General features: G+C 43.7%; 16 protein-coding genes. 9 read left to right on the top strand and 7 right to left on the bottom strand.

Annotated elements, in window-relative coordinates:
- Positions 1-91: 91 nt before the first annotated feature.
- A complete protein-coding gene (locus V7K27_RS28140) occupies positions 92-454 on the bottom strand; it encodes a hypothetical protein (RefSeq protein ID WP_334951789.1) in 363 nt (120 codons plus the stop codon).
- Positions 455-586: 132 nt separating this feature from the next.
- Here V7K27_RS28140 and V7K27_RS28135 point away from each other — a divergent pair, with 132 nt between their 5' ends.
- Positions 587-868: a DUF6439 family protein gene (locus V7K27_RS28135; RefSeq protein WP_334951663.1), complete on the top strand. Its 282-nt coding sequence runs from the start codon at positions 587-589 to the stop codon at positions 866-868.
- An 87-nt stretch (positions 869-955) separates the two neighbouring features.
- Here the strand turns inward: V7K27_RS28135 and V7K27_RS28130 are convergent, their stop codons facing one another.
- Positions 956-1,405 (bottom strand): ATP-binding protein, encoded by a 450-nt coding sequence (locus V7K27_RS28130; RefSeq protein WP_334951662.1) that lies wholly within the window; start codon positions 1,403-1,405, stop codon positions 956-958.
- 390 nt (positions 1,406-1,795) lie between these two features.
- On the bottom strand, positions 1,796-3,202 hold the full coding sequence (gene rlmD, locus V7K27_RS28125; protein WP_334951661.1) for a 23S rRNA (uracil(1939)-C(5))-methyltransferase RlmD: 1,407 nt from the start codon (positions 3,200-3,202) through the stop codon (positions 1,796-1,798).
- Between the two features lie 21 nt (positions 3,203-3,223).
- On the opposite strand from rlmD, the gene V7K27_RS28120 reads away from it, so the two are divergent.
- Together V7K27_RS28120 and V7K27_RS28115 are read left to right on the top strand one after the other, a co-directional pair.
- A complete protein-coding gene (locus V7K27_RS28120; RefSeq protein ID WP_334951660.1) occupies positions 3,224-3,403 on the top strand; it encodes a hypothetical protein in 180 nt (59 codons plus the stop codon).
- Between the two features lie 72 nt (positions 3,404-3,475).
- Positions 3,476-3,961, top strand: coding sequence for an allophycocyanin subunit alpha-B (locus V7K27_RS28115; protein ID WP_334951659.1), 486 nt, complete (start codon positions 3,476-3,478; stop codon positions 3,959-3,961).
- Positions 3,962-4,541: 580 nt separating this feature from the next.
- On the opposite strand, the gene V7K27_RS28110 is transcribed toward V7K27_RS28115, so the two are convergent.
- Together V7K27_RS28110 and V7K27_RS28105 are read right to left on the bottom strand one after the other, a co-directional pair.
- A complete protein-coding gene (locus V7K27_RS28110) occupies positions 4,542-4,937 on the bottom strand; it encodes a type II toxin-antitoxin system death-on-curing family toxin (protein ID WP_334951788.1) in 396 nt (131 codons plus the stop codon).
- Entirely contained in the window at positions 4,937-5,134 is a 198-nt protein-coding gene (locus V7K27_RS28105; RefSeq protein ID WP_334951657.1) for a DNA-binding protein, read from the bottom strand. The genes V7K27_RS28110 and V7K27_RS28105 overlap by 1 nt, the downstream gene beginning before the upstream one ends.
- A 269-nt stretch (positions 5,135-5,403) precedes the next feature.
- Here V7K27_RS28105 and purL point away from each other — a divergent pair, with 269 nt between their 5' ends.
- The 4 genes from purL to V7K27_RS28085 all read left to right on the top strand — a co-directional run bounded on the left by purL (position 5,404) and on the right by V7K27_RS28085 (position 11,187).
- A complete protein-coding gene (gene purL, locus V7K27_RS28100) occupies positions 5,404-7,779 on the top strand; it encodes a phosphoribosylformylglycinamidine synthase subunit PurL (RefSeq protein WP_334951656.1) in 2,376 nt (791 codons plus the stop codon).
- Between the two features lie 395 nt (positions 7,780-8,174).
- A complete protein-coding gene (gene purF / locus V7K27_RS28095; RefSeq protein ID WP_334951655.1) occupies positions 8,175-9,674 on the top strand; it encodes an amidophosphoribosyltransferase in 1,500 nt (499 codons plus the stop codon).
- Positions 9,675-9,962: 288 nt separating this feature from the next.
- The gene (locus V7K27_RS28090; protein ID WP_334951654.1) at positions 9,963-10,529 is read left to right on the top strand and encodes a Uma2 family endonuclease; all 567 of its coding nucleotides are present in this window, start codon (positions 9,963-9,965) and stop codon (positions 10,527-10,529) included.
- 169 nt (positions 10,530-10,698) lie between these two features.
- Positions 10,699-11,187 carry a pentapeptide repeat-containing protein gene (locus V7K27_RS28085; RefSeq protein ID WP_334951653.1) on the top strand — a complete coding sequence of 163 codons (489 nt, stop codon included), beginning with the start codon at positions 10,699-10,701 and terminating at the stop codon, positions 11,185-11,187.
- 58 nt (positions 11,188-11,245) lie between these two features.
- On the opposite strand, the gene V7K27_RS28080 is transcribed toward V7K27_RS28085, so the two are convergent.
- The gene (locus tag V7K27_RS28080) at positions 11,246-12,547 is read right to left on the bottom strand and encodes a hypothetical protein (protein WP_334951787.1); all 1,302 of its coding nucleotides are present in this window, start codon (positions 12,545-12,547) and stop codon (positions 11,246-11,248) included.
- Between the two features lie 714 nt (positions 12,548-13,261).
- Between V7K27_RS28080 and V7K27_RS28075 the strand changes: the two genes are divergently transcribed.
- Both V7K27_RS28075 and gor read left to right on the top strand, forming a co-directional pair.
- Positions 13,262-14,542 (top strand): FecR family protein, encoded by a 1,281-nt coding sequence (locus tag V7K27_RS28075; protein ID WP_334951652.1) that lies wholly within the window; start codon positions 13,262-13,264, stop codon positions 14,540-14,542.
- 559 nt (positions 14,543-15,101) lie between these two features.
- A complete protein-coding gene (gene gor / locus V7K27_RS28070) occupies positions 15,102-16,478 on the top strand; it encodes a glutathione-disulfide reductase (RefSeq protein WP_334951650.1) in 1,377 nt (458 codons plus the stop codon).
- Between the two features lie 97 nt (positions 16,479-16,575).
- Here gor and V7K27_RS28065 read toward each other — a convergent pair.
- Positions 16,576-16,787: hypothetical protein (locus V7K27_RS28065; RefSeq protein WP_334951649.1), on the bottom strand; the 212-nt coding region annotated here is incomplete at its 5' end.

The raw sequence follows: 16,787 nt of genomic DNA, 5'->3' as shown, positions 1-16,787 counted from the left end.
TGTATTTCGTCAACGTATGGAGTACGGATATTAAATAATCTTAACGATTTAACCCAATCTAAAATCCAAAATCTAAAATCCAAAATTGAGATTACCCAGCATAAGACTTTAATATCCAGCCTATGATAACGCCCATTCCACCAAAGCGGACGACTTGCCAGAAAGGTTTTTTGAGGCTACGCCAAGAAAATAACTGGCTTTCTAAGTTTTGTTCTAGCATTTCCAACTGCTGTTGAATTTGCCGTAACTCTGCTTTGATTTCTGGTGTCTGAGATTTATTATGTTTCAGTTGATCCCGATGCTGTTGCCATTGTGCCTGTTGTTGGCGATCGCGTTGCACTTGATCATACCGCTCTTTTAAGGATAGGAGCGATCGCTCTACTTCTTCCAGTTCTTGTTCAAAATCTGGTTCGGGATTTTCCCCTGGCGGTTGTGATTGTTTAGACGGCTTCATGTACAAGTAGTAAACTAAGATTAAATGTGAACCAATTGTCATTAGTCATTAGTCATTAGTCATTGGTAATTTCTCAAAGGACAAAAGACGAAGGACAAAAGACCAAGGACAAAAGACCAAGGAATCATAATTATGTCTCAATCTACCCAGTTGCCGAAAACCAGTCAACTGAATGAACTTAGTACTCTGGAAATAGCTCAAGTCCTCATGGAAAGGCTGAGTATCTCCCCTAACGATTGGCATCGCCTCAAGTCTAACCGCAATTCCCGCGCTAATGAACAAGTGGCAGCAGCGATTGTGTATCTTTTAAAGAATCAGCCACAAGAAGCTCAAGCTAGATTAGAACAAGCTGTTGGTTGGTTAGATCGTTCTATTTCTGCGCCTCCCTGTCCGACTCATGGGAGTAGGGAGTAGGGAGTAGGGAGTAGTGAATAGGGAATATAAAAAATCAATCAACTAATAACTTTCCCCACTCCCCACTCACCATTCCCCACTCTCCTTTTATCGCCGCAGAGATAATCCCCGGCGATTTTCCATTTGTTTACAAAGCCTCAATTCTGTGCCTTTGCGGTTCCACTGCACCTGATCAAAAATTTGATGGAGAAGAGATAAACCACGACCACTTTCTGCCTCATCTGGTGGCAGATAGTCTGTTGACTCTTCATCACTACTAGATGAAGGAGTAAAGCCGCTACCCTGGTCTGATATTATCCACCAATATTGATTATCTATTAAGGAAAAACGCACTACAACTGTTTTACTGGGATCAAGATTATTGCCATGTTTAGCGGCGTTTACTAGGGCTTCTTGAAGTCCTAACCGCAATTCTGCTTGTAACTTTGCTGGGATTTCTGCCAACAATAAATCTAATATTGGACAAAGATAGAGGGTTGAGGCAAAACTAATAGTGCCCCAATAGCGTCCAACTGGACGGAGTGAAATAGTAATCACAAGAGAAACCCCATAGCTTTCAGTTAGCTAGACATCAGTTTGCTATTACAGGCACCCTGATAAAACTTGAGGTGGTCATGCTGCCTTCAAACTTGCGTCTTTAAAACTAAATTTTGAAAATGCTAGGGAGCATTGGCTTTATCTATGAGTTGGGATTGCTTAGATATATAGCGGCTGGAATAAGTTTGATAATGAGGTCAGCATCTTAAAAAGATACTAGTAATTTAATAGAGTATTGGCATACTCTAGTTAATTGCCGATTTGTCATTTACACAATCCAATTTCACATTTTTAAGAGCCTATGCAACTTGAATTTCTTTAAACAAAATGAATTTCTATTTTTAGCTTAATTTAATTTTAGCATCTTTAGTATGCAGTAGACTAAAAATTTCAAATTTCAGTTTTTTTAAAGGAATTACTACCCTTGTCCAAATCTGATAGCACAAGAAAGGCGGCAGCTTCAACATGAGCAGTTTGAGGAAAAAAATCAGCAGGTTGCACCCGTGTGATAGTATATTGCCCATCTTGACAAAGCAATTTCAGGTCACGGGCGAGGGTAGATACTTTACAGCTGACGTAAACGATCCGAGATGGTTTCAATTGCCGTAAAGTGTCGATGACAGCGCGATCGCACCCTTTACGTGGCGGATCGAGTATTACTACATCTGGTATTGTGTCCATTTTGGGAAGCAATTTTTCTACTGCCCCAACTTGAAATGTCACATTATCAATTCCATTGCGGTGGGCATTCAAAATAGCTTGGTCTACTGCTGCTGGTTGCACTTCTAATCCTCTAGCAATACGTACTTTTTTGGCGAGGGGTAAAGTTAAAGTCCCAATACCACAGTAGGCATCAACTAGCAACTCATGCCCTTGAAGATTGAGTTCTGATTGAATTACCTGCAATAGTGCCTCTGCTGTTTCTGTATACACTTGGAAAAATGTATCTGGGCGCACTTGAAATTCCAGTCCAGCAAAATTTTCACGCAGGTGTGGGACTCCAGCGATGCAACGGGTTTCTGATCCAAAGATAGCATTTGTGCGATCGCTATTACGATTGAGCGACACTCCCACTAACTGGGGATAGCGCTTTAACCATTCCTGGGCTTGAGTTTCAATTCCTGATAAATTCCAGTCCTTCACCACCAAAGTCAGCAACATTTCCCCAGTGTGTCGGCCAATGCGTAAACCGAGATGGCGAATTTTCCCTTGGTGACGCTGTTCGTCGTAAATTTGCCAATCCCGTTGTTGAATATCCTGCTTAACTTCGGCTAATAAAGGATTTAATCGGGCGTCTTGGACTGGACATTGATTTAAGTTAATTAATTGGTGACTACCTTTTTGGTAATATCCAGCTTGTACCTGTCCTGTTGCCGATATGCCTAGAGGATATGTAGATTTGTTACGGTAATTTAAAGCAGAAGGGGCGGCGAGTACCGCATCTACCGGTGGTTGGACAAAACCGCCAATGCGCTCCATTGCTTGGATAACTTGATTTTGCTTGGCTGCTAGCTGGTAACTATAATCAATATGCTGCCACTGGCAACCACCGCACTTGTCAGCGACAATACAACTAGGTCTAATCCGGTGAGGGGATGGTGACAATAGCTGCTGGAGCTTCCCGTGGGCGTATTTGGGTTTAACATGTACCAAGCGGACGATCGCGCGATCACCTGGTACAGCATCCGGGACAAACACAACACGCTCATCAGCGCGTCCCACACCATCACCAGTATCACTCAGATTAGCGATCGTCACTTCAATTAATTCACCCTGTTGCCAAATTATTTTAGTCATTAGTTATTTGTCATTGGTCATTTGTCATTTGTCATTTGTCATTGGGCATTGGGCATTGGGCATTGGGCATTGGGCATTGGGCATTGGGCATTGGTTATTTCTCCCTCATCTCCCTCATCCCCCTCATCTCCTCCATCTCCCTCATTCCCCCACTCCCCACTCCCCACTCCCCCCAAACAGATAAGTTCAATACATAAGTAGCTCCTATCTCTTCACTTGTGTACCTCCGACTCGCTAAACTAACAGATAATATTTCAGGTGATTTCAATCATCATGACTGTAATTAGCCAAGTTATTCTCCAAGCCGACGACGAACTGCGTTATCCCAGCAGTGGCGAACTTAAAAATATCAAAGACTTTTTGCAAACCGGCGTACAACGGACACGGATTGCGGCTACCTTAGCCGAAAACGAAAAAAAGATAGTTCAGGAAGCAACCAAACAACTTTGGCAGAAGCGTCCTGACTTTATCTCCCCCGGAGGTAATGCTTACGGAGAACGCCAACGCTCTCTATGTATCCGTGATTTTGGCTGGTACTTACGTCTAATTACTTATGGCGTGCTTGCCGGTGACAAAGAGCCAATTGAAAAAATTGGTTTGATTGGCGTGCGAGAAATGTACAATTCATTGGGCGTTCCCGTGCCTGGAATGGTAGAGGCGATCAATTCCCTCAAAACAGCCTCCCTTGGCTTACTCAGTGCGGAAGACTCTGCTCAAGCAGCACCTTACTTTGATTACATCATTCAAGCGATGTCTTAATAGATACAAAGTGTGTGCTGTTCTCCGAGTATACTTCCGGTCTACTAGAGTGAGTGCAATATCTTAGCACTCGCTAGGCATAAGATCCCCAATTTGATCATACCTTCCCCACATTTGGTAGTGACTCTGGCAAAATCTCTGTCAAGTTATCAACCAGTTGTGGGGAAATTTTATGGGCATTGGGCATTGCTCAAATGAGATGTAGATACAAAAAACCGACAGTCCTTGATTAAGGCTGTCGGTAATTAAGTGTGTTCCCTATTAATGACTCGGCTAGAGTTCAGTTATGATTAATTATCACTAGTTAGCGATCGCAGGGAGACGATCCTAATCATACATAAGTGTGATTCTCGTCACTTGATTGTGACAGCTAAACTGCATATACTCAAATAATCTCTGGGTTTCAGTATATTTCCGCAAGGTATAGTCTCATAAATTGCAGTTAAATTACTTAGTCAAATTATCTTTAAACATGGCGCTTCAATTTACAGAAAAGTAGAAGTGCGTAGCTTGCCGCACTTCGACAAAGCTCTGTTACCACCGTAGGCATCGCCTAAACACAAACCTATTTTCAGATGACTTATAGAAAGTCTGGCTTTGGTACTATCCGATTACGAAGCCATTCAGTAAACTTGTCTCGTCCTAACTCACCAGATGCAACCTGTAAAATTACCTGCTCTTGTTCGTCCAGCGCTGCGTTAATCTCAAAACCATTCAACACTAGAAATACTTCCATCGCCGCGTGACCAATGCGTTTATTACCATCGATGAAAGGATGATTTTTAATTAGGGAAAAACCAAGCGCAGAAGCTTTTTCAACTATTGTAGGGTAAAGTTCCTCACCAGCAAATGTCATTTGTGGTTGAGCGATCGCTGATTCTAATCCACCTATGTTGGAAATACCTGCCGATCCACCTGACTGCTCAACTATGCGATGATAGAGTTCCAACACCTCTTCTAGGGTGAGATAGCGCATCACGCCAACCGCTTGTAAAGTTCAGTGTTTTTCTTGAGTACGTAATCCATCGCACCTTTGAAAGATGCGTTTGGTTTATTTAGTACTTCTTCAATACCCATTAGCACTAATTCTTCTATTGATACGCCAAGGTTACTGGCAGTTTCTTGCAGCTTCAACAAACGCTCATCGGGAATTTTGATGGTAATGGTGTTCATGATCAAATATGAAGCTTGAAGATACCATTACTTTAGCACTCGAAAAATGTCAACCTCTAGGCGTAACCGCGTCAATAAGGTTATTTCGAAAGTAGACCTCTTGCAAAAGTCCCTAACACCCCACCCCCAGCCCCTCCCCGCCTGCGGGGAGGGGAGAATTTGACGTAAGTTAAAGGCGGGGTGGGCTTCTTTTTTTGATTTATGCAAGAAGTCTAGTGACTAAGAAATCGATAGAATAATGCTCTGTCCCCCCAGAGTGCATTACTTCCATGACTGCAACCTCAAAACCAGCCTTTTCCGGTGGAGAAATCGCCGCACAAGGTTTAAAGCCAGAAGAATATGAAGAAATTGTCCGTCGCTTAGGACGCCATCCTAACAAAGCCGAACTGGGAATGTTTGGGGTGATGTGGTCAGAGCATTGCTGTTACAAAAATTCACGCGCATTATTAAAACAGTTTCCCACGACAGGCGATCGCATCCTCGTGGGGCCTGGTGAAAATGCTGGTGTTGTAGACTTGGGCGACGGACTCCAACTAGCCTTTAAGATTGAATCCCACAACCACCCCTCAGCTGTAGAACCCTTTCAAGGTGCAGCAACTGGAGTAGGAGGCATTCTCAGAGATATTTTTACAATGGGTGCGCGTCCCATTGCTCTATTAAATTCCCTGCGCTTCGGTTCCCTAGAAGATGCCAAAACGCAAAGGCTGTTCCAAGGCGTAGTGGCAGGAATTGCCCATTATGGTAATTGCGTTGGAGTACCCACCGTTGGCGGCGAAGTTTACTTTGACTCTGCTTACTCTGGTAATCCTCTGGTGAACGTTATGGCACTAGGGTTGATGGAAACAGCAGAAATCGTCAAATCTGGAGCATCTGGCTTAGGCAACCCCGTGCTGTATGTTGGTTCCACCACCGGGCGCGATGGTATGGGAGGCGCGAGTTTTGCTAGTGCAGAATTGAGTTCACAGTCAATAGACGATCGCCCTGCTGTGCAAGTGGGCGATCCATTTTTGGAAAAGTCATTAATTGAAGCTTGTCTGGAGGCATTTAAGACAGGTGCAGTTGTCGCCGCACAAGATATGGGAGCGGCGGGGATCACCTGTTCTACCTCAGAGATGGCGGCTAAAGGCGGTGTGGGAATTGAACTAGATTTAGATAAGATTCCCGTCAGAGAAACGGGGATGGTTCCTTATGAATATCTGCTTTCGGAATCTCAAGAACGAATGCTGTTTGTTGCTCACAAGGGGCGTGAGCAGGAATTAATCGATATTTTTCACCGTTGGGGACTTCAAGCCGTTGTTGCTGGTACAGTTATCGCTGAACCGATCGTGCGGATTTTCTTCCAGGGTGAAATTGCAGCAGAAATTCCTGCTGAAGCTTTGGCGGAGAATACGCCACTATATCACCGGGAATTATTGACAGAACCGCCAGAATATGCGCGTCAAGCTTGGGAATGGACTGCTGATTCCTTACCTGATTGCACAACTGCTGGAATAGAACTCCAAGGACACCTGCAAAGCTGGAATGATATTCTCTTAACTTTGCTCGATACACCCACGATCGCTTCTAAAAATTGGGTATATCGTCAGTATGACCATCAAGTACAAAATAATACAGTAATACTCCCAGGTGGTGCAGATGCAGCTGTTATCCGTTTGCGCCCCCTAGAACAAATCCCCAATCTAAAATCCCAAATCCAAAATCTAAAATCAGGAGTTGCTGCCACAGTAGATTGCAATCCTCGTTATGTTTATCTTGACCCCTACGAAGGAGCTAAGGCAGTGGTGGCAGAAGCTGCACGCAATCTTAGCTGTGTGGGTGCAGAACCTCTGGCGGTAACGGATAACCTGAATTTTGGCTCTCCAGAAAAACCGATTGGTTACTGGCAATTAGCAGAAGCTTGTCGCGGTTTGGCGGAAGGTTGCCGAGAATTGGCAACACCAGTTACAGGCGGAAATGTCTCTTTGTACAATGAAACCCTCGATTCTCAAGGCATTCCACAACCCATTTATCCCACTCCTGTTGTCGGTATGGTGGGCTTAATTCCCGATATAACCAAAATTTGTGGTCAAGGTTGGCAAGCATCCGGCGATGTGATTTATCTTCTGGGATTACCTCTGACATCCCAAATCAGTTTAGGAGCATCGGAGTATTTAGCCACTATCCACGGTACTGTTGCCGGAAAACCGCCACGGGTAGATTTTGACTTAGAACGCCGTGTCCAGAAAGTTTGTCGTGAAGGAATTCGTAATGGTTGGGTACGTTCAGCCCATGATAGTGCTGAGGGAGGAGTGGCGATCGCCATAGCCGAATGTTGTATTGCTGGCAACCTTGGTGCCGAAATCAAGTTAGAAATAGCACCAACGCAGTTAAACCGCCTCGATGAGGTGCTATTTGCCGAAGGTGGTGCCAGAATTTTAGTTTCTGTAGCATCAGCACAACAAGAAATTTGGGAATCATATTTACAGGAACATCTCGGTCAAGAATGGCAAAAACTAGGTACTGTTGCTAATTTTGAGACGGATTTGGGGGTTTTCACCACTGATAATCAAGCCTTAATCAAAGTTAGTATCGAAGATATCAGCGATCGCTATTCCCATGCGATCGCCAGACGTCTCGCCATGCCGGAGTTGAAAGTGAAGAGTTAGGAATAATAAAGCATAACTCCTGTACAGACGCGATTAATCGCGTCTCTCCTAAGTACAGACGCGATTAATCGCGTCTCCTAACTCCTAACTCTTTTTTTAACGTCTCTGAGCATAATTACGGTACTGTTTTAATAGATGGTTAAAGATTTGTTAAGAACTCTACCACCATCTATCCAGATAATCCCAGTGACTTGACTACCGATTTTAGATTTGGAATTTTAGATTTTGGATTGGTGGCGTTGCTTCTGGTTCATGTCTTGCTCCTAGTGGGCGAAACAAATCTAAAATAGCCAGTCTCAAATCCCAAGCCGCATCCCTACTATGGTGCGATCAATCCAAAATCGTCAATCTAAAATCCAAAATTGATTGACCCCCCCACCAGGAGCAAAGCTAGCATGATTTCTATTCATTCTGTCACTTCGGATGAATACCCCGATCAGACCAACAACCCAATCAATAGTCATGAAAATCAGTCTGACAAGCCAGAAGAAGCTTGTGGTGTTTTTGGCATCTACGCCCCAGGAGAAAACGTTGCTAAACTGACCTACTTTGGATTGTATGCCCTCCAGCATCGGGGTCAAGAATCAGCTGGTATTGCCACCTTTGAGGGTACACAAGTACATCTCCATAAAGATATGGGCTTGGTGTCTCAAGTTTTCAATGAATCCATCTTGGATCAGTTACCTGGTAGCCTTGCTGTTGGTCACACTCGTTATTCCACCACAGGTTCTAGCCGCAAAGTTAATGCCCAACCCGCAGTATTGGAAACTCGTTTAGGTTCATTGGCACTCGCACATAATGGCAATTTAGTCAATACTGTGCAACTGCGTCAAGAGTTGGTTGAGAATAAATGTAACTTAGTCACAACAACAGACTCAGAAATGATCGCTTTTGCGATCGCAGAAGCCGTCAATGCTGGCGCAGATTGGCTAGAAGGTGCAACTCAAGCATTTCACCGTTGCAAAGGAGCCTTTAGTTTAGTCATTGGCACTCCCATTGGTGTTATGGGTGTCCGTGACCCCAATGGCATTCGCCCCCTAGTAATTGGCACTTTGGCTGGTAATCCACTCCGTTACGTTTTGGCTTCCGAGACTTGTGGTTTAGACATCATTGGAGCCGAATACCTGCGAGACGTAGAACCAGGAGAATTAGTTTGGATTACTGAAGAAGGTTTGGCTTCCTATCATTGGAGTCAACAATCCGAGCGGAAATTGTGTATCTTTGAGATGATTTACTTTGCCCGCCCTGATAGCGTCATGCACAACGAGAGTTTGTACAGCTACCGAATGCGGTTAGGGCGGCAACTAGCTAAAGAATCTGCTGTAGATGCCGATATTGTCTTTGGTGTTCCTGATTCTGGTATACCTGCTGCGATCGGATTTTCCCAAGCTTCTGGTGTATCCTACGCCGAAGGACTGATTAAAAATCGCTACGTTGGGCGAACTTTCATTCAACCAACGCAAATGATGCGCGAGTCAGGTATCCGCATGAAACTCAACCCCCTCAAAGATGTGCTAGCAGGTAAACGAGTGATCATCGTAGACGACTCGATTGTACGGGGTACTACCAGCCGTAAACTCGTTAAAACCTTGCGTGAAGCTGGTGCAGTAGAAGTACATATGCGAATTTCTTCTCCGCCTGTAACTCATCCCTGCTTCTATGGCATCGATACCGATTCTCAGGATCAGCTAATTGCTGCTACCAAGTCAGTAGCGGAAATTGCCAAGCAACTGGAAGTAGACAGCCTCGCCTATCTCAGTTGGGACGGAATGCTAGAAGCGACACGAGAAGACACCAATAGTTTCTGTTCTGCCTGCTTCACCGGAGATTATCCCGTAGCGATTCCTCAGCAAGTCAAGCGTTCTAAGCTGATCTTAGAAAAGGTAGTGGTGTAGGGAGCTAGTAGCGCTTTGCGTAATTCGTAATTCGTAATTCGTAATTCGTAATTAAGTTTTAGCAAGGGTTTCAGGCATTAAAAATGAGCGGCTTATTTACGCCGTGCTGTACTAGGGACTGGGGAATGAGGGGAGCATAGAGTGAATAATAACTCCTAACTCCTCACTCCTAACTCAGACGCGATTAATCGCGTCTCTACCCACTCCTAACTCCTCACTCCTCACTATTAACTAATTTTCAATTTCCACTCAGGCTAAAATAGGTAAATACTCTAACAGAGATGATTTATGAACCAGCCGATATCTGAGAGAGTGCGCTGGACTACCGCCGACTTAGAATTGTTTCCAGATAACGGAAATCGCTATGAAATTATTGACGGAGATTTATTTGTGACCAGAGCGCCTCACTGGAATCATCAAAAAACTTGTGTCAGAATTAGCACTTCCTTGGATAATTGGTCACAGACTACTGGTTTGGGAGAAGTTGTGACTGCTCCAGGCATAATTTTTGGCGATAATGATAATGTGATTCCTGATGTTGTCTGGGCTAGCAATGAAAGATTGCCCCTACTTTTAGACGAGGCCGGGCATTTGACTGGTGCGCCAGAACTGATTGTAGAGGTGCTATCTGATGGTAGTGAAAATGAAAAGCGGGACAGGGAACTTAAACTAAAGCTTTACTCAGCAAGAGGTGTGAGAGAATATTGGATTGTGGATTGGCGCAAGCAACAGGTGGAAGTATATCGACGCGAACAAGCGAGTTTAAAGTTAGTTGCTACGTTGTTTAATGGTGATGAATTGAGTTCACCGATATTACCTGATTTTAACTGTGCGATCGCACTTTTATTTACTTAATACAAGTTCGCAGAATTGCCGTAATTTCTTACTATTCACAATTTTTAATAAATAGTGATGGACACAGGTGAAAGATCCCGATGAGGTTTGGAAAGATGTACGCGACAAGTCTTCTGGAGGAGAGATCATCTTGTGAGCCGATGTTATTAATTAATGCGGGAGTTCAGGTATGGATGCTGAGGAATTGCTCAGGCGTTATGCTGCTGGAGATAGAGATTTTACTAGAGTTGATTTGAGTAACGCTAACTTGAGTAGAACCGACTTGCGTGGTATTAATCTGAGTAGAGCTTACTTGGATGGTGCAAACCTAATGGATGCCAACCTCAGTGGGGCTTGTTTGGTAGGTACTCACTTCGAGGGTACTGAAATGATTAATACTGATCTCAGACAGGCTAATCTCAGTGATAGTCATCTGAGTGCGGATTTGAGTGGGGCTAATCTCAGTGGTGCTGACCTAAATAGGGCTGACCTGTATAGCGCCTCTTTGGAGAATGCTCTGTTGATTGGGGCTGATCTCTCCTACGCCAAGTTGGAGGCTGCTATTTTTGATGGGGCTAACCTCAGCTATGCTAACTTGACGGGTAGTACTGATGGTGATGTCAATGATGCTATTCTTGATCACACCATCATGTGGGATGGAAGTATTAGAAATAATTAATGCGATCGCTCCCCTCGCTAGTTGAGAAAATAAACTGAAATAAAAATCCTAACTTTTATCAAAACTGACCTAATTGCAAATTGTAATTAATACTGAAGAACCAGCCATCAAAGTCAATGTTTTCGTCAGTTGAACTACCTAAACTCACTCCAGCCTGCACATTCATATTAGTGGTATCGGATATTTGGTAATTTAAGTGCCCGAATAGCCGATGGAATTGGTCTTCTCGATCGCGCTGTGTAAAGTCCGAGAAGTTCCCCTGATAATCAATACCAACTTGGAGAGGCTTTTGCAAATAGTAGTTTAGAGAAACCCAAAAGGAATTGATTATTCGATTACGACTTAGGGGATCAGCAAAATTTATACTCAATTCGTAAAAGCTATCTAGGGTTAATTTTGGAGTTAAGGGATCTCGTCGTCCCAAAGACAGTTCCAGGGAATTCTCATTTAAAAAGCGATCGCCTGCTTTAAAGCTATCCAGGCGATCGCTGTTATTGGCATAAAATAACTGTTGATTGCTCCAACTGATTTCTCCGTACATTCGCTGGGATAGCTGCTGGTAAATACTGAGATTGAATCTTACTTGGTTGTAATGGTATTGTGACTGATTTAGATAACGAATCAGATTGCCATCAATTGAGCCGTTTAAATAAGTCTTAGATCCTAAAGGGAAATATGCAGAGGCTAACGTCAGTCCAGAAATAATGAAACCATCTTCTATTGGACTATGATTTGAGGAAAAAATGTTATTTGTCTGGAAGTAGCCTACACGGGCTTGTAAAGAGCCTATGGGTTTAAACTGAACTACAGGTTGTTGTGTTGGTGGGAGTGGCTGCTGTTCTAAGGGTAGTAACCGCACACGCAACCCCAATTCGCGATCGCTATAAGACTCAGGTGGTAGTTTTGGCGATCGTAGCAGCTGTATTAGCCTCTCTAGCCTTTGAGAGTAATTTATCTCAGGTGCATTTAATAGTTGCTCTTTTGAGTCTGGAGGAGATGTAGGCAAATTACTTGGCTGCGATTCTAGCTGTGGCGGGTCATCTTGCTTTTGAGTATCTTCAGGTTTTTCGGTTGTGCCTGGGGCTTGAGTTATTTCTCGTGTTTGCTGTGCCAGATTTAACGGCATCTGCGAGTCTAAAGGATGCGACTCACTGGCCTGCTTGCACAAAGAGTTAATTGCCTCTTGCTCGAACTTCTGACATAACTGCTGATAATTTAACTGTGTGCTTACTAAATTTTGAGGACGCCAAATATCTGTATTTGCAGATTCTGCCGCATCTACTCTAATGCAACACCAACTTCCACCACTGGACGCTAAAAAAATACAAAAAAACAAATTCTTCCAGTTCTTGAGTCGCATCTGGTTAGATCGCATTGATCGCGTTTGGCAAATGTAGACCTACAAGCTTTATCGGAAGTTCCGACTCAGAATATACAATTGAGTGCATCTATTTTAGCTTTGTAGGTATATACTTAGACTACAAACTCAAATTGCTGCTTTTCGGATTTTGTCCGAGATTTTTTTGCAAAATTGAGATGCTCCGATCCAATTTTTGCTGAACTTTACTAACTTTGAAATCTGACACAGACTTGATTGCACACAATGTAAGTTTCAGAACAAAAACTTAAATAAACTAAACACATAGTTTATCGAACAGAATTCAGGAGTCAGGAGTCAGAATTCAGAATGAATTCTGTACGACTGGCGGATGAATAATCGGCGTTTTTGCACCCCCACTAAATTTAAAATTTAGTGGTCAACAAGAGAGTCCCGGGTCTGTCTTACAAAGTTGCTCCTCTACAGCGCTTCGCGCATCCTGCGGCGGGGGAGACCCCAAGACCGCAATGCAGCGCTGAATCCCCGACTGATTGATTCTGACCGGAGCTTTCGGAAGTCTCCGGCTCCGCTCCTGAATTCTGACTTCTGAATTCTTCTTCAATTGTTATCTATTTTATGTATTAAATGTCAACTAAAATTCAAACAATTTTACCTAAAAAACTTACTCTAACAATTAGCAATAGCTTAAACCGTTAACTTTTTTGGTATTAGTTGAAGTTCACAAATTCTCAAACTATGTTTCATAAATCTTTTCCACTATTAGTGATTGGTTTATGGGGAGTTATAGTACTGCCTTTGCCAAATCGGGTAAATGCCATAACTCCTCTGACGCGAGCAGAGATTCAGAACCTCCGCAACTTGGTACAACTGATACCCAGAGATAGACAGAAGAAGCGTCCTGCACGCAAATCAGATGCAATGATTCCTGGGGATGGGTTGTCAACTGGTCGAGCTTCCCTCGCAGACTTGCGTTTTAATGACGGCTCTTTGGCACGAGTTGGGGAACAGGCAATATTTGAATTTTTACCAAAGACTCGCAGCTTTAGACTATCAAACGGAACCGCATTGCTGCTTATCCCACCTGGAAGGGGGCAAACACGCATACAAACGCCAAGTGCAGCAGCAGCAATTCGTGGTTCAGCATTATTTGTACGCTACAACCAACAAACAGATACCACGATTGTGGGTGCGCTGACAAATAGCGGCATTGAAGTTTCTAATCAGGAAGCTTCTCAAACTCAGGTGCTGCAAGCAGGACAGATGATGGTTATAGTTAAAGGCAAATTTCAGGGCTTATACGATTTTGATCTCAGAAATTTTTATCAAATGAGCGATCTGGTTCGGGGATTTGATTTGACTAAACAAAATCATACGCCTAAGTCCGACCCAGCGATCGCTAGCGTTCAAGCTGAAACTGCTGCGGCTTTGAATGCACAGTCGCCAATAACAGGTCAGGGAGTAGTTGAAAACCCATCTTTTGCAGACCTAACTACTAGTCCTTCAACTTCCTCCACCAACCACATTATTACAAACGATTCCCCAGTCCACCCTATTGAAGATAATTCCCTATTAAATTCCTTTGAAGACGCAGGACAAGTCCTGTCAAATACTCAGCAGCGTCCTGGGAAAAATAACGCTAGTAGGACGGTAAATCCTCCAGTAATTCCTCCAGTCACTCTTCCAGTAATTCCTCCAGTCGAGCCTCCAGTAATTCCTCCAGTCACTCTTCCAGTAATTCCTCCAGTCACTCTTCCAGTAATTCCTCCAGTCACTCTTCCAGTAATTCCTCCAGTCGAAGTCACTCTTCCAGTAATTCCTCCAGTCACTCCTCCAGTAATTCCTCCAGTCGAAGTCACTCTTCCAGTAATTCCTCCAGTCGAGCCTCCAGTAATTCCTCCAGTAATTCCTCCAGTCGAGCCTCCAGTTATTTCTCCAGTAATTCCTCCAGTCATTACTCCAGTAATTCCTCCAGTCATTACTCCAGTAATTCCTCCAGTCGTGCGTCCAACCACCTGAAACTCTCCCAGAACCGAAGTACTAGACCGCCCACTGAAACGGGAATAGCAACCCCTTTCAGACTCAATACTGCGTAGGTTTTGAGTCGATCCCCCCAACCCCCCTTAAAAAGGGGGGCTAAAAATGCCTTATTTTTCCCCCAATTTATCGGGGGACTAAGGGGGATCTCAAATGACTATGCACCAAAAACCGAGCAGTATTGCTTTCAGACTATTCGGAAATATCAACCACATCAAACTGCTGAGGTAACTTGTATTAGAAAGTCTCATCAGTTGATTTCTCATTGTTGAGGACAGGCTAAATCCCCGTCACAAAAGTACAGACGCGATTAATCGCGTCTCTACGAATTACGAATTACGAATTACGAATTATTTAACTACTGCCTTTACAGCCACCAAAGCAAAAAGTGATATTCCCTACGACGAGATAGCATCTGCTAACGCTAGATTAATTCAAGGACAGGACTTACACAGGATTTACCGGATATCCTTATATAGTTCAATTGCATTCTGTGTAAGTTCCCAGGAACTAACTTGTTACTAAAGAGATACATAAATTTATGACTTTTGATTACGACCTGTTTGTAATTGGTGCGGGTTCTGGAGGTTTGGCGGCTTCCAAACGGGCGGCTAGCTATGGGGCAAAAGTAGCGATCGCTGAATATGATTTAGTTGGTGGCACTTGTGTAATTCGCGGTTGCGTTCCCAAAAAACTCATGGTCTATGGTTCTCATTTTCCTGGACTGTTCAGTGACGCCGCAGGCTATGGCTGGAAAGTGGGTAATGTAGAGTTTGACTGGGAATATTTCATTACATCTATAGATAAGGAAGTTCGGCGACTGTCGCAACTACACATCAGCTTTTTAGAAAAAGCGGGAGTGGAACTAATTCCTAGTCGCGCTACATTGGTAGACCCCCACACCGTAGAAGTTGATGGACGCAAAGTTACAGCAGACAAAATTTTAATTGCTGTTGGTGGGTATCCTGTAAAGCCAGATTTATCAGGGATGGAATATGGCATTACCTCTAACGAAATCTTTCATCTAAAAGAACAACCAAAACACATAGTTATTATTGGTGCTGGTTATATTGGCACAGAATTTGCCTGTATTATGCGCGGTTTGGGTTCTGAGGTGACACAAATTACCAGAGGTGAAAAGATTTTGAACGGGTTTGATGATGACATTCGCATAGAAATCGAAGAGGGCATGACAAACCACGGAATTCGGCTGATTAAGAATAATGTGGTAAAAACAATTGAACGCGTACCAGAAGGGTTGAAACTGACTTTATCCGGGGACGACCAAAAACCAATAATTGCCGACGTGTTTTTAGTTGCGACCGGTCGAACTCCCAATGTAGATGGACTAGGTTTAAAAAACGCTGGGGTTGATGTTGTCGCTAGTTCTATCGAAGGGCTTGGATATCCTACCACAAGTGCGATCGCAGTCAATGAATATAGTCAAACTAGTCAACCGCATATTTTTGCGGTTGGGGATGTCACTGACCGAATTAATTTAACTCCCGTAGCCATTGGTGAAGGCCGCGCCTTTGCCGATAGTGAATTCGGGAATAACCGCCGTGAATTCAGTCACCAAACTGTACCTACAGCCATATTTTCTAACCCAGAAGCCGCAACAGTAGGCTGGACAGAAGTCGAAGCACGGGAAAAAATCGGTGATGCCGTAAAAATTTATCTCACTCGCTTCCGCCCCATGTACCATAGTTTGACTGGTAAGCAAGAGAAGATAATGATGAAGTTGGTAGTTGATAGCAACACTGATAAAGTCCTAGGCGCTCACATGGTTGGTGAAAATGCAGCAGAGATTATCCAAGGTGTGGCGATCGCAGTTAAAATGGGCGCAACCAAAAAAGACTTTGATACCACTGTCGGTATCCATCCCTCAGCCGCAGAGGAATTTGTCACAATGCGGTAATAAAAGTTAGGAGTTAGGAGTTATGAGTTATGAGTTTAAGAAAGAAACTTATAACTTCAAACTCCAAAGTCTAGCTCTGTCAAGGTAAGTTTCGTATTCATTCCACCTCTGAACTCAGAACTTCAGCCTCTGAACTCGGAACTTCAGCCTCTGAACTCGGAACTTCAGCCTCTGAACTCGGAACTTCAGCCTCTGAACTCGGAACTTCAGCCTTTGAACTCGGAACTTCAGCCTTTGAACTCGGAACTTCAGCCTTTGAACTCGGAACTTCAGCCTTTGAACTCGGAACTTCAGCCTTTGAACTCGGAA

This window comes from Nostoc sp., from assembly GCF_036919575.1.
Lineage (GTDB): Bacteria > Cyanobacteriota > Cyanobacteriia > Cyanobacteriales > Nostocaceae > Nostoc.
This window is presented reverse-complemented; position numbering and strand designations above follow the sequence as displayed.